The organism is Methylobacterium sp. DB0501 (genome assembly GCF_011043735.1).
Taxonomy (GTDB): Bacteria; Pseudomonadota; Alphaproteobacteria; order Rhizobiales; family Beijerinckiaceae; genus Methylobacterium; species Methylobacterium alsaeris.
In genome coordinates, this window is sequence record NZ_JAAKGV010000008.1 from 212,321 (window position 1) to 224,868 (window position 12,548).

The 12,548-nt window shown below is 72.6% G+C and carries 11 protein-coding genes; 5 read left to right on the forward strand and 6 right to left on the reverse strand.

Annotated features, from left to right (window positions below; translation table 11 throughout):
* The first annotated feature begins 153 nt into the window (after positions 1-153).
* From G4G93_RS14115 to G4G93_RS14125, 3 genes are all read left to right on the forward strand, one after another.
* Complete coding sequence (locus tag G4G93_RS14115) at positions 154-750, forward strand: ribonuclease HII (RefSeq protein ID WP_165085025.1); 597 nt, start codon at positions 154-156, stop codon at positions 748-750.
* Positions 751-895: 145 nt separating this feature from the next.
* Positions 896-2,509 carry an acyl-CoA synthetase gene (locus tag G4G93_RS14120; protein ID WP_246736778.1) on the forward strand — a complete coding sequence of 538 codons (1,614 nt, stop codon included), beginning with the start codon at positions 896-898 and terminating at the stop codon, positions 2,507-2,509.
* Positions 2,506-3,384 carry a PCC domain-containing protein gene (locus G4G93_RS14125; RefSeq protein WP_312891980.1) on the forward strand — a complete coding sequence of 293 codons (879 nt, stop codon included), beginning with the start codon at positions 2,506-2,508 and terminating at the stop codon, positions 3,382-3,384. The genes G4G93_RS14120 and G4G93_RS14125 overlap by 4 nt, the downstream gene beginning before the upstream one ends.
* Here G4G93_RS14125 and G4G93_RS14130 read toward each other — a convergent pair.
* Positions 3,353-4,003 carry a GNAT family N-acetyltransferase gene (locus G4G93_RS14130; protein ID WP_165085027.1) on the reverse strand — a complete coding sequence of 217 codons (651 nt, stop codon included), beginning with the start codon at positions 4,001-4,003 and terminating at the stop codon, positions 3,353-3,355. The genes G4G93_RS14125 and G4G93_RS14130 overlap by 32 nt on opposite strands.
* Before the next feature lie 89 nt (positions 4,004-4,092).
* Positions 4,093-5,208, reverse strand: a complete 1,116-nt coding sequence (locus tag G4G93_RS14135) for a PA0069 family radical SAM protein (RefSeq protein ID WP_165085028.1) — start codon at positions 5,206-5,208, stop codon at positions 4,093-4,095.
* A gap of 128 nt (positions 5,209-5,336) precedes the next feature.
* Between G4G93_RS14135 and G4G93_RS14140 the strand changes: the two genes are divergently transcribed.
* Positions 5,337-5,852 (forward strand): hypothetical protein, encoded by a 516-nt coding sequence (locus G4G93_RS14140; protein ID WP_165085029.1) that lies wholly within the window; start codon positions 5,337-5,339, stop codon positions 5,850-5,852.
* Here G4G93_RS14140 and moaB read toward each other — a convergent pair.
* From moaB to G4G93_RS14155, 3 genes are all read right to left on the reverse strand, one after another.
* Positions 5,818-6,411, reverse strand: coding sequence for a molybdenum cofactor biosynthesis protein B (moaB, locus tag G4G93_RS14145; RefSeq protein WP_165085030.1), 594 nt, complete (start codon positions 6,409-6,411; stop codon positions 5,818-5,820). The genes G4G93_RS14140 and moaB overlap by 35 nt on opposite strands.
* A complete protein-coding gene (locus tag G4G93_RS14150; RefSeq protein ID WP_165085031.1) occupies positions 6,411-7,313 on the reverse strand; it encodes a neutral zinc metallopeptidase in 903 nt (300 codons plus the stop codon). Before G4G93_RS14150 ends, moaB begins: the two co-directional genes overlap by 1 nt.
* A 117-nt stretch (positions 7,314-7,430) precedes the next feature.
* Positions 7,431-8,351, reverse strand: a complete 921-nt coding sequence (locus G4G93_RS14155) for a uracil-DNA glycosylase family protein (protein ID WP_165085032.1) — start codon at positions 8,349-8,351, stop codon at positions 7,431-7,433.
* 194 nt (positions 8,352-8,545) lie between these two features.
* Here G4G93_RS14155 and G4G93_RS14160 point away from each other — a divergent pair, with 194 nt between their 5' ends.
* Positions 8,546-10,210 (forward strand): electron transfer flavoprotein-ubiquinone oxidoreductase, encoded by a 1,665-nt coding sequence (locus G4G93_RS14160; protein ID WP_165085033.1) that lies wholly within the window; start codon positions 8,546-8,548, stop codon positions 10,208-10,210.
* Positions 10,211-10,347: 137 nt separating this feature from the next.
* Here the strand turns inward: G4G93_RS14160 and G4G93_RS35950 are convergent, their stop codons facing one another.
* The gene (locus G4G93_RS35950; protein ID WP_246736760.1) at positions 10,348-12,405 is read right to left on the reverse strand and encodes a methyl-accepting chemotaxis protein; all 2,058 of its coding nucleotides are present in this window, start codon (positions 12,403-12,405) and stop codon (positions 10,348-10,350) included.
* Between the last annotated feature and the right edge of the window lie 143 nt (positions 12,406-12,548).

Sequence of the window (12,548 nt, forward strand, 5' to 3'; positions counted from 1 at the left end):
CCCGGCGCATCATCGTCGCACGAGGGCCCCTCTCCCGATCCGGCAGGTCCGGCTCGGCCTTCAGGGGCGATCATCGCGCCGCGGGACCCGGAAGGAAACTTCACCGATTGCAGGGGATGGATTTCGGGACCGGAATCGGGGCAGACCCGCCCGATGCGCCCGTTCGAAGCCCGCCACGCCGCCCGCTATCCCGTCGTCATCGGCTGCGACGAGGTCGGCCGCGGGGCCCTGTGCGGCCCGGTGATCGTGGCGGCGGTGCATTTCGATCCCGCCGCCCTGCCCCCGGACCTGCTCGAGGCCCTCGACGACAGCAAGCGCCTCGACGCCGCGACCCGCGAGCGCCTGGCGCCGCGGATCCGGGCCGCCGCCCGCGTCGCGCTCGCCGGCGCCTCGCGCGACCTGATCGACCGGATCAACGTGCGCGCCGCCACCCTCGACGCGATGCGCCGGGCGGTCGGGCGGCTCGGCATCACGGCGGACGTGGCGGTGGACGGGCGCGACGTGCCACCCGGGCTGCCCCTGCCCTGCCGGGCGCTGGTCGGCGGCGACCGGCTGGTGCCGCAGATCGCCGCCAGCTCGATCGTCGCCAAGGTGGTGCGCGACCGGCTGATGCGGGCGCTGTCCTTGCGCCACCCGGCCTATGCCTGGGAGCGCAATGTCGGCTACGGCACCGCCGCGCACCGGGCCGCGATGGCGGGGCAGGGCCTCACACGGCACCACCGCCTCAGCTTCAAGTCGCGCGCCTCGTGACACGGTCCATGCGCATCCCGCGCTTCCGCTCGGCGCCCGGACCGTCGTAAGCTCCCCCCGACGCGCACGGGCCGAACGGCCGGCGCCGCCAGGGAGGACGACGCGTGAGCACCCAGAGCCGGAAGAGCGCCCGATGACACTCGCGATGACGCCCATGTCGCGCCGGGTGATGAACCTCGCCCATGCCCTCACCCAGGCCGCCGCCCGCCATCCGGACCGACCGGCCCTTCTCTGGGGCGAGCGGCGCTGGAGTTGGGCCGCCTTCGACGCCCGCGTCTCCGCGCTCGCGCATGCGCTCACGGCGCGCGGGGTGCGAAAAGGGGACCGCCTGCTGGTTCATGCCCGCAACGGCAACGCCATCCTGGAGATCATGTACGCGGCGTTCCGGCTCGGCGCGGTGTTCGTGCCGACGAACTTCCGGCTGATGCCCGACGATGTCGCCTATCTCGCCGGGCAGTCGGGCGCGACCGCCTTCCTGTGTCACGCCGATTACCCCGACCACGTCGCCGCCGTGCGCGCCGCCTGCCCGTCCCTGCGCCACGTCGTCGTCATCGGCGAGGGCCCGGCCGAGGGCGAGGCCTACGAGGACCTGCTCGCCGAGGGCGAGGGCAAGCCGGCCGCGAACGTCGCGGTCGAGCACGACGATCCGTGCTGGTTCTTCTACACCTCCGGCACCACCGGCAAGCCGAAGGCCGCGGTGCTGACCCACGGCCAGATGGCCTTCGTCATCACCAACCATCTCTGCGACCTGATGCCGGGCACGAGCGCGGAGACCGACGCCTCGCTGGTGGTGGCGCCGCTCTCGCACGGGGCCGGGGTGCACGCGGTGGCGCAGGTCGCCCGCGCCGTGACCTCGGTCCTGCCGGCGTCCGAGCGGTTCGACGCGGCGGAAGTCTGGGGGCTGGTCGCGCGCCACCGCATCACCAACATGTTCACGGTGCCGACCATCCTGAAGATGATGGTCGAGCATCCGGCGGTCGACGCCAACGACCATTCGTCCCTGCGCCATATCATCTATGCCGGCGCGCCGATGTACCGGGAGGACCAGAAGCGGGCGTTGCGCACGCTGGGCAAGGTGATCGTCCAGTATTTCGGCCTCGGCGAGGTCACCGGCAACATCACGGTGCTGCCCCCCGCCCTCCACGAGGCGGAGGACGGACCTCAGGTGAAGATCGGCACCTGCGGCTTCGAGCGGACGGGCATGCAGGTGCAGATCCAGGACCCGGAGGGCCGCGAGGTCGGGCCGGGCGAGACCGGCGAGATCTGCGTCTGCGGCCCGGCGGTCTTCGCCGGCTACTGGGAGAACCCGAAGGCCAATGCCGACGCGTTCCGGGACGGCTGGTTCCGCACCGGCGACCTCGGCACCCTCGACGCCGAGCGCTTTCTCTATATCACCGGCCGCGCCTCCGACATGTACATCTCCGGCGGCTCGAACATCTACCCGCGCGAGATCGAGGAGAAGATCCTGGCGCATCCGGCGGTGGCCGAGACCGCGGTGCTCGGCGTGCCCGACCCGACCTGGGGCGAGATCGGCATCGCGGTCTGCGTGCCGCGTGAGGGCATGGCTCTGTCCGAGGAGGACGTGATGACGTTCCTGTTCGACAAGGTCGCCCGCTACAAGCTACCCCGCCGGGTCATCCTGCGCGAGTCGCTGCCGAAATCCGGCTACGGCAAGATCACCAAGAAGATGGTGCGGGAGGAGCTGGAAGCCGCCGGCCTCCTCGGCGAGAGGGTGCAGGGATCGGGGGCACGCGGGTGAGCGCGTCGCCGATGCGGACCGGGACGCCGCCCCTCGCCACCCTGGCGCAGCCGGGCCCCCCGCGGGTGGAACGCTGGCTCGCCGCCGGCGGCGACCTGATCCACCGCACCCTCGACCTCGCGCCGGGGCGCACGCTCCTCGACGCCGTCGCGGCCCCCCTCGCCGAGGCCGGGATGCGCGGTGCCGTGGTCCATCTCTCGGGCGGGCGCTTCTCGCCCTTCGCCTACGTGATGCCGGCCCTCTCGGCCGAGCCGCGTTACGCCGCCTATTACAGCGAGACCTTCCGGCCCGGGGGCGAGACCCGGCTGGAGCGGGCGAGCATCACCTTCGGCGAGCGCGACGGCGCGCCCTTCCTGCACGTCCACGGCACCTGGATCGAGGCCGACGGACGCCGCCGCGCCGGCCACCTGCTGCCGGTGGAGGTGGTCGTCGCCGCGCCGGTCCGTGCGGAAGCCTGGGGAACGGCAGACGCCGCCTGGCGGGTCGAGCCGGATGCCGAGACGAACTTCCCGCTGTTCACGCCGGCAGGCCCGGGGGCGGGCGCGCCGGCCTGCCTGCTGCTGAAGATCCAGCCGAACGAGGAGATCCACGCGGCGATCGAGGCGGCGGCCCGGGCGCACGGCCTCGCGGCAGCGCGGGTGCGCGGCATCGGCAGCATCGTGCGCCCGGCCTTCGCCGACGGGCGGGTGATCCCGACCGATGCGAGCGAGGTGCTGATCCGCGACGGGACCGTGCGGCCGGGGCCGGACGGTGGGTTGGTCGCGCATCTCGACATCGCGGTGGTGGATGTCGACGGCGGCATCCACGAAGGCGTCCTGCGCCGCGGCGCCAACGCCGCCTGCATCACGTTCGAGCTGTGCCTGACGGCGGAGTGAGGCCGGCGCGCTCGATGCCGTAGACGTGCACGCGCTCGTCGCGGCGACGGGCGGGGGCGTGCACCGTGTCCTCGCGGCGGAACGTCATGCCGAGCGCCCGCATGACGGCGAAGGAGCCGGCATTGTCCGGCTGGGCGCTCGCCTCGATCCGGTCGAGGTCGAGCCACGCGAAGGCGGCCGGCAGCAGGGCCGCGGCCGCCTCGCTCAGGTATCCGCGACGGTGATGCGCTTCGCCGAGCCAGTAGCCGAGGCTGGCCGTCCGTGGATCGTCGCGGGTCCGGTGCAGCATGATCCAGCCGAGGAGTTCGCCATCGCCCCGGGCGGTCACCGCGAGGGAGAGCGCCTGCCCGGCTTCGGCCAGGGCGCGCGCCGCCGCGATCCGCTCCCGTGCCATCGCGACGGTGAAGGGCAGCGGCCAGGAGGCGAGCCACCGGCTCACTGCCGGACTCATCAGGGCGCTGGTCGCCGCCGCGTCCTCGTGGGCGACGAGGCGGAGGTGAAGACGGGGGGTGTCGAGGGTGGGTGGGGGAGCGCCGGTCATGGCGGCAGGGTAGCAGGGATGTCCGTCGGGGAAATGCGGGGAGCCCTCGTCGATGGGTGACAGGGCAGTCCCGGCCATTCTCGGCTCCGCGAAAAGGCGCGGGATCTCTCCTCTCCCCGCTCGCGAGGAAGAGGGGGAATCCATGTTCATCCGGCACGGTCCGCCCCTCAGAACAGAGTGTATTGCCCACCCACCCGCACCGGCGCCGCGAACAGGTCCGTCCGCAACCGCACCCTCTCCGCCGGATAACCCAGCCGCGTCATCGCCACGCGCATCCGCTGGTCCAGGAGATCCGCGTAGGGCCCCGTCCCGGTGAAGCGCCGGCCGTAGGTCGCATCGTAGACCTTGCCGCCCCGGGCTTGGGCGAGCAGCGAGAAGGTCCGCCCGGCCCGATCGGGATAATGCTCGGCGAACCAGTCGCGCATGAGGTCGGCGAGTTCGTGCGGCAGGCGCAGGAGGACGCCGCCGGCCTCGCTCGCCCCGGCCTCGCGGGCGCGGGAGAGCACGGCTTCGATCTCGTGGTCGTTGAGGCCCGGGATCAGCGGCGCCACCAGGACCATCACGGGCACGCCGGCTTCGGCCAGCGCCCGGATCGCCGCGAGGCGCTTCTCGGGGCGCGGGGCGCGGGGCTCCATCCGGCGGGCGAGGTCGGGGTCGAGGGTGGTGACCGAGAGCGCGACCTTCACCAACCCGTCGCGGGCCATCGGCACCAGGACGTCGAGGTCGCGCAGCACGAGGTCGGACTTGGTGACGAGGCCGACCGGGTGGCGGAAGCGGGCCAGCACCTCCAGCACCTGCCGCGTCAGGCGATGGCGCCGCTCGATCGGCTGGTAGGGGTCGGTGGCGGTGCCGAGGGCGATGGTGCGCGGAGTGTATCCCCGGGCCGAGAGCTCCCGGTCGAGCAGGGCGGCGGCGTCGGGCTTGGCGAAGAGCCGGGTCTCGAAGTCGAGCCCCGGCGAGAGGCCGACATAGGCGTGGTTCGGCCGGGCGAAGCAGTAGACGCAGCCATGCTCGCAGCCGCGATACGGGTTGATCGAGCGGTCGAAGCCGATATCGGGCGAATCGTTGCGGGTGATGAGCTTGCGCGCCCGCTCCAGCGTCACCTCGGTGCGCAGCGGCGGCAGATCCTCCTCGATCTCCCAGCCGTCGGCGAAGGCCTCGCGGTCGGCGGCCTCGAACCGGCCGGTCGGGTTGGCGGTGGCGCCGCGTCCGCGGCGGCTCTCCGCCGCCGGGGTCGATCCGGCGAGGCGCCGCCCCTCTCCCCGCCCGCATCCCGCTTCCATTCCGGCCTCCGCATGATCGCGGCCGAGACTGGAACAAAACATGAACAATCACAAGGGCCCATGAGAGCCCGTGAAAATGCCAACCATCGAGGCAGGACGGGACGCTTCCCATCCGCTATGGCGCAACCATGTTCACGGCTGCCATCCATCTCCCCGGTGCGATCGACCCGGAGCGCATCGACGCGCTCGCCGACACCCTCGCGGCCCTGGTGGCCGGCGTGGCGGCGGGCGTGGTGGGCGATGCGGTGATCGCGGCGGTGCATCCGGACGACCCGGAGGTCGCCACCATGGCGGAGAGCACCGGGGCGGCCCTGGTGGCGTGCGGGCGCAACCCGTGGGCGGCGGCGGCCGGGCCGGCGCGGCGGCCCTGGATGCTGTGCCTGGAGGCCGGCGACGTGCCGGCGGAGGGGTGGATCCGGGTGCTCGACCGCTTCGGCGCCACGACGCAAGCGGAAGCGGTCGGCCGCCTGCGCCGCCTGCACGCACCGCTGTTGGAGCGGATCGCCGGACGGCGCGAGACGCTGACCGGCACCCGTCGGGTTCGGGCCGGCGACGTCGTTCGGGTGGAAGCCCTGCGGGCGGGCCTGCCGTTGCGCGCCCGCCTGCCGGTCAGGCCCCTGCGGGCTTCGCTGCTGCGGAGCTAGCGGCCCCGCGCTTCAGGTGCTCGTCGAGGCGCGGCATGATCTCGACGAAGTTGCAGGGCCGGTGCCGGTAATCGAGCTGGGCCGCCAGGATGCCGTCCCAGGCGTCGCGGCAGGCGCCGGGCGAGCCGGGCAGCACGAACACGTAGGTGGCGTGGACGACGCCGGCCGTGGCGCGCGATTGCAGCGTCGAGGTGCCGATCTTGTCGTAGGAGATGCGGTGGAAGATGGCGGAGAAGCCGTCCATCCGCTTCTCGAACAGCGGCTCCAGCGCCTCCGGCGTCACGTCGCGGCCGGTGAAGCCGGTGCCGCCGGTGGTGATGACGACGTCCACCCCCGGATCCGCCGCCCAGGCCGTCACCTGGGCGCGGATCGCCTCGACCTCGTCCGGCACGATCGCCCGGGCGGCGAGGCGGTGGCCCGCGCCCGTCAGCCGATCGGCGAGCGTGTCGCCCGAACGGTCGTCGGCCGACGTGCGGGTGTCGGAGACGGTGAGCACCGCGATCCCGAGCGGCACGAAGTCCCGGGCGAGGTCCAGCCGGGTCTGGTCGAGGCCTGCCATCAGAGCTGCGAGGCCCGGAAGGTGTCGCAGGACTGGGTCTGGCCGCTGCGGTAACCGGTCTGGAACCAGCGCATGCGCTGGGCCGATGAGCCGTGGGTGAAGGAATCCGGCACCACGTAGCCCTGGCTCTGCTTCTGGAGCTTGTCGTCGCCGATGGCGCTCGCCGCCTGCATCGCCTCCTCGATGTCGCCGGGCTCGAGGGCGTTGAAGCGGTCGTTCGAGTTCTTGGCCCAGACGCCGGCGAGGCAGTCGGCCATCAGCTCGACGCGGACCGAGAGCGCGTTCGATTCGCGCTCGCCGACCTGCTGCTGCTTCTGCTGCACCTTGGGCAGGATGCCGAGCACGTCCTGGACGTGGTGGCCGACCTCGTGGGCGATCACGTAGGCATAGGCGAAGTCGCCCTTGACGTGGAACTTCTGCTCCATCTCCTTGAAGAAGGAGGTGTCGAGATAGACCTTCTTGTCGAGCGGGCAGTAGAACGGGCCCATCGCGGCCCGGGCCTGGCCGCAACCGCTTCGGGTGCCGCCGGTATACAGCACCATCGTGGTCGGGGTGTATTGGCGCCCGGTCTGGTTCGGCAGCACCGTCTTCCACACGTCCTCGGTGTTGCCGAGGATGGCGGCGGCGAACTTGCCGGTCTGGTCGCTGGGGGCGCCGGTGCGCCGGTCGGGCTGCGGCTGTCCTTGTTCCTGGGGGGCGCGCGGACGCGTCATCTGCTCGGCGCCGCCGATCAGGATCGACGGGTTGATGCCGGTGACCCAGCCGATGATGCACAGGATCACGATGGCGCCGATGCCCAGCCCCCCGGCCCCGCCGCCCGGAAAGCCGAAGCCTCCGCCGCCGCCACCCTCGCCGCGGCGGTCTTCGACGTTGTCGGAGGTGCGAAAATCTTCCCAGCGCATGGTCTGCTACCCGTCGGCCCGTGAACCTTGGCCGCGACGGCTACGCGGCGCAGGCGAAAGGCTCAAGGGTAATCGACCAGGGCCGGCACGGTTCCGCTTTGCCGCACGGGCCGGCGGTCAGGCGCCGCCCTCGTCGAGGGCGGCCCGCAGGGCCCGGAAGTCGCGCCAGGCGAGGCGCTTCTGCAGCGGCTGGCGCAGCAGGTAGGCCGGGTGCAGGGTGGCGAGCAGCCGGATCTCGCGCCGCCCGGTGCGATACGGGAACCAGCGCCCGCGCGACTTGAGGATGCCGTCCTTGGTGCCGGCGAGCGCCTGGGTGGCCACGCCGCCGAGGCAGACCAGGATGTCGGGATCGGCCAGTGCGATCTGCCGCTCGATGAACGGCTTGCAGGTCGCGAGCTCCTGGGGGGTCGGGTTGCGGTTGCCCGGCGGGCGCCAGGGCACGACGTTGCCGACATAGGCGTTGGTGCGGTCGAGCCCGACCGCCGCCATCATCCGGTCGAGGAGCTGGCCCGACCGGCCCATGAACGGCTTGCCGACCCGGTCCTCGTCGGCCCCCGGCGCCTCGCCGACGAACATCACGCGGGCCTGCGGGTTGCCGTCGGCAAAGACGAGGTTCTTGGCGGTGAAACGGAGCGCGCAGCTCTCGAACCGGGCGAGCAGGGCTTCCAGCTCCTCCAGGCTCGCGGCGGTGGCGGCGAGTTCCCGCGCGTCGCCCGCGGCCTCGCCCGGGGCGGCGGCGGCGGAGCGGCCGTAGGTGCTGGGTGCCTCCTGACGAGGGACCTCCTGACGCGGCGCGTCCTGGTGGCGTGGCGCGTCCTGGCGCGGCGGGGGCCCGCCCCGGGCCGTCTCGGTCTCGGTCTCGGCCCGGGGCGGCGGCGCGTCGAGGCTCGCGGCCTCCGCCCGCGCGGCGCGGCGCGGCGCCTCCGACTCGGCGAAGCGATCGTGCGGCGTCTCGTCCAGTACGGCGTCGACGCCCGCCGCGACGTGAAAATCGAGGAAGGAGAGCAGGTCGCGGCTGTCGGGAGCGTCGGGAGTCATATGTACGATGTGGCGTGCCTTCCGGGTGTGGACAACAGGCGCGACACGGCGCCCACACGCATTCTCGCGCCGGAGACGGCGTGGCGGACGCTTGCACCCGGGGACACGCCGTCGCACGGTCCGGCCGACGGAACCGCTTGAGGCGGCCGAAGATCGTTTATATGTGAACTATTAGACGATAGGGGAGGACCAGGATGGAGCTGCCGGAACGCGAGGCGATGGACTTCGACGTGGTGATCGTCGGAGCGGGCCCGGCCGGGCTGGCTGCCGCCATCCAGCTGAAGCAACTCGCCGCGGAGGCCGGCACCGAGGTGTCGGTGGTGGTGGTCGAGAAGGGCAGCGAGGTCGGCGCCCACATCCTGTCGGGCGCGGTGATCGATCCGAGCGGCCTCGACAAGCTGGTGCCCGACTGGCGCGAGGACCCGGACCGCCCCCTCAAGACCGAGGTCGTGAAGGACGAGTTCATGTTCCTCGGGCCGGCGGGCGGCGTCTCGCTGCCGAACATCGCCTTCCCGAAGCTGATGAGCAACCACGGCAACTTCGTCGGTTCGCTCTCCAACGTGACGAAGTATCTCGGCCGCAAGGCGGAGGAACTGGGCGTGGAGATCTATCCGGGCTTCCCGGCCGCGGAGATCCTGTACGACGAGGCCGGCGCGGTGGTCGGCATCGCCACCGGCGACCTCGGCATCGCCCGTTCGGGCGAGGCGCGGGACGACTTCACCCGCGGCATGGAGCTGCGCGCCAAGTACACGGTGTTCGGCGAGGGCGCCCGCGGCTCGCTGACCAAGAAGCTGATCGACCGCTACCGCCTCAACCAGCATTCCGACCACCAGAAATACGGTCTCGGCGTGAAGGAGCTGTGGCAGGTCAAGCCCGAGAAGTTCCGGCCGGGGCTGGTGCAGCACTCGATGGGCTGGCCGCTGCCGAACAAGGCCGGCGGCGGCTCCTGGCTCTACCATTTCGACGACCACCTGGTCTCGGTCGGGTTCGTCACGCACCTGAACTACGAGAACCCGACCCTGTCGCCGTTCGAGGAGTTCCAGCGCTTCAAGACCCACCCGATGATCCGGGACGTGTTCGAGGGCGCCAAGCGCATCGGCTACGGCGCCCGGGCCATCATGGAGGGCGGCTGGCAATCGGTGCCGAAGCTCGTCTTCCCGGGCGGCTGCCTCGTCGGCGACTCCGCCGGCTTCGTCAACGTGCCCCGCATCAAGGGCTCGCACAATGCGGTGCTGTCGGGCATGCAGGCCGCCGGCGCGATCCACGAGGCGCTCGTCGCCGGCCGCGCCCAGGACGAGCTGACTTCCTACGAAGAGGGCTGGCGCGCGAGCCCGATCGGCTACGACCTGAAGCGGGTGCGCAACGTCAAGCCGCTCTGGTCCAAATACGGCACGGTCATCGGCGTGGGCCTGGGCGGCCTCGACATGTGGCTCAACGAGCTCGCCGGCCTGTCGCTGTTCGGCACGCTCAGCCACGGCAAGCCGGACTATGCCTGCACCAAGCCGCTCAAGGACGTGACGCCGATCAAGTACCCCAAGCCCGACGGGGTGCTGACCTTCGACCGTCTCTCGTCGGTCTACCTGTCGAACACCAACCATGAGGAGGACCAGCCGGTCCACCTCCAGGTCAAGGACATGGGCCTGCAAAAGTCCTCCGAGCACGACGTGTTCGGCGGGCCGTCCGGCCGCTACTGCCCGGCCGGCGTCTACGAGTGGATCGAGGAGGGCGGTGCGCCGCGCTACCAGATCAACGCGCAGAACTGCGTCCACTGCAAGACCTGCGACATCAAGGACCCGAACCAGAACATCAACTGGGTGACGCCGGAAGGTCCGGGCGGTCCGAACTACGTGAATATGTGAGGGGTCTGGCGAGCCCTGATCGTCGGCTCGCCGGTTCCCACTTCTCTCCGTCGTCCCGGGGCTCGACGAAGCCGAGAACCCGGGACGACCGTGCGGATGTCAAAAGCCTCGGAGCGCGCCGTCTCGCGCATCGATCCTCACGCCGCCCTGACCGTCGTCACGAACCGCCCGACCTCCCCGCGCAGATGCTCCGACTGGCGCGACAGCTCGCTTGCCGCCGACAGGACCTGGCTCGCCGCCACCCCGGTCTCGTCGGCCGCGCCCGCGACCTGGACGACGCTGCCCGTCACCTCACCGGTGCCCTTGGCCGCCTCGGCGATGGTGCGAACGATCTCCTGGGTCGCCGCGCCCTGCTCCTCCACCGCCGCCGCGATGGCGGTCGAGGCGGCGTCGATCTCGCCGATCCGCCCGGCGATGCCGCCGATCGCCGCGACGGCCTGCTCGGTCGAGCCCTGGATGCGGGCGATCTGGTCGGCGATCTCGGCGGTGGCGCGTCCGGTCTGGCCGGCGAGCGCCTTCACCTCGGCCGCCACCACGGCGAAGCCGCGCCCGGCGCTGCCGGCCCGCGCCGCCTCGATCGTGGCATTGAGCGCCAGCAGGTTGGTCTGGTCGGCGATCGACGAGATGAGCGCCAGCACGTCGCCGATCCGCGCCGCCCCCCGGCGCAAGTCCTCGACGAGGCGGGCGGTCGCCCCGGCGGCATCCGCCGCGGCCCGGGCCATCTCCGCCGAGGCTCCGACCCGGGAGCCGATCTCGTGCACCGAGGCGCCGAGCTGTCCCGCCGCCGCCGCGACGGTCGCGACGTTCGAGGACGCCTCCTCGGCGGCGGCCGCGACGCCGGCGCTCTGGTCCGCCGTGCGGCCGGCGATCTCGCTCATGCCGCGGGCGGTGGCCTCCATCTCGGCGGCGGCGGCGGTCACCGCGGCGAGCACGCCGCCGACCGAGGTCTCGAACCGGTCGGCGAGGTCGCGGAGCGCCGCCCGGCGCTGCGCCTCGGCTCCGGCGCGGGCGAGCGCCGTCTCTTGCTCCAGGGCCGCCGTGCGGGCGAGGCCGTCGCGCAGCTGCCCCATGGCAGAGGCCATCGCGCCGATCTCGCTGCGGGACGAGGCGACCGGCACCGCCACCGCGAGGTCGCCGGCGGTGAGGCGGCGCATCGCCTCGATCATCCGGGCGAGCGGCCCGGTCACGCCGCGCACCAGCAGGAACGCCCCGCCGCCGACCGCCGCGCAAGCCCCGGCGAGGATCACCAGGGAGACGACGAGCCACGCCTCGCTCGCCCGGCCCTCGTCCGCCACGATCGCCGCGAGGGAGGCGGTGGCAGCAGCCCTCGCATCGGCGATGCCGGCGATGACCTCGCTCGCCTGTCGGAACCACTCCTCGGCCGCGACCGGATAGGAGTCGCGGGCGGCCCCGGCCCGCAGCACCGCTGCGCGGGTTGGCTCGAACGCCTCGAGCCGGCGGGTGGAGGCCGCCAGCGCATCGCGGAACCCCGCCCCGAGGGCGGCCGCGGAGGCGCCGGCCTGGGCCAGGGCCGCCTCGACCCGGCCGGCGAGGGACGCCATGGTGCGGACCTGGTCGACGGCGAGGGCCTGACGCCCGGCGATGACGGCATTGAGCCGCCCGCGCTCGCGCCCCGCGAACTCGCTCGCGTCCCACAAGGCCCGCTTGATGTCGAGGCCGTGATGGAGCGCGCCCGGCACCGCGCCGGCGATGCCGGCCCGCACCGCGTCGAACAGGGCCTGCTCGCGGGCGATCACGCCGGTGGCGGCCGGGAACCACGCCGCGGCGAGATCAGGATCGGGCGTGCCGGCGAGGACCCGGTCGACCCGCTGGCGCAGGGCCGCGAGATCGCGCCGCGCCTCGTCGAGGGCGGCGGCGGCCCGGGACACGGCGTCGTCGGCGCGCAGAGCCGCCAGGGCGGCGCCGAGACGACGGTCGCCCTCCTCGCGGAGCCGTGACAGAACCGGGCGCTCGGAGGCCGCCGGCGGTCCGGCGAGCCAGCCATTCGTCAGGCCGCGCTCGGCCGCCAGCGACGACGCGGCGGCGGCGAGCCCGTCGGTCACCCGGTTAGCCTCCGCCGCGCGCCGCATGATATCGGCCCTCTCCCAGGCCTGCATGGCCTGATACCCCGCGAGCCCGACCAGCAAGCAGCCGATCAAGCCCAGGATGAGGAATATTTGTCTGCGCAACGACATGTCCGGCGGCTCTGATGGAAGACTTGAGCGGTCCGGCCCATCTGACGCGGCGATTGCTAAAAATTGGTCTTACAACCTGGAAACCGGGCGGCCACACGATCGGTTGCGCTCCCGCGCGGCCGGCCCGCCCGGCGGCACGGAAG

What these genes read in the sequence shown, in the direction of transcription:
- G4G93_RS14115 (WP_165085025.1), top strand. Translation starts at nt 154, where the DNA reads ATGCGCCCGTTCGAAGCCCGCCACGCCGCCCGCTATCCCGTCGTCATC.
- G4G93_RS14120 (WP_246736778.1), top strand. Translation starts at nt 896, where the DNA reads ATGACGCCCATGTCGCGCCGGGTGATGAACCTCGCCCATGCCCTCACC.
- G4G93_RS14130 (WP_165085027.1), bottom strand. Translation starts at nt 4,003, where the DNA reads ATGGCCGGGACTGCCCTGTCACCCATCGACGAGGGCTCCCCGCATTTC.
- G4G93_RS14135 (WP_165085028.1), bottom strand. Translation starts at nt 5,208, where the DNA reads ATGGAAGCGGGATGCGGGCGGGGAGAGGGGCGGCGCCTCGCCGGATCG.
- G4G93_RS14140 (WP_165085029.1), top strand. Translation starts at nt 5,337, where the DNA reads ATGTTCACGGCTGCCATCCATCTCCCCGGTGCGATCGACCCGGAGCGC.
- moaB (WP_165085030.1), bottom strand. Translation starts at nt 6,411, where the DNA reads ATGGCAGGCCTCGACCAGACCCGGCTGGACCTCGCCCGGGACTTCGTG.
- G4G93_RS14150 (WP_165085031.1), bottom strand. Translation starts at nt 7,313, where the DNA reads ATGCGCTGGGAAGATTTTCGCACCTCCGACAACGTCGAAGACCGCCGC.
- G4G93_RS14155 (WP_165085032.1), bottom strand. Translation starts at nt 8,351, where the DNA reads ATGACTCCCGACGCTCCCGACAGCCGCGACCTGCTCTCCTTCCTCGAT.
- G4G93_RS14160 (WP_165085033.1), top strand. Translation starts at nt 8,546, where the DNA reads ATGGAGCTGCCGGAACGCGAGGCGATGGACTTCGACGTGGTGATCGTC.
- G4G93_RS35950 (WP_246736760.1), bottom strand. Translation starts at nt 12,405, where the DNA reads ATGTCGTTGCGCAGACAAATATTCCTCATCCTGGGCTTGATCGGCTGC.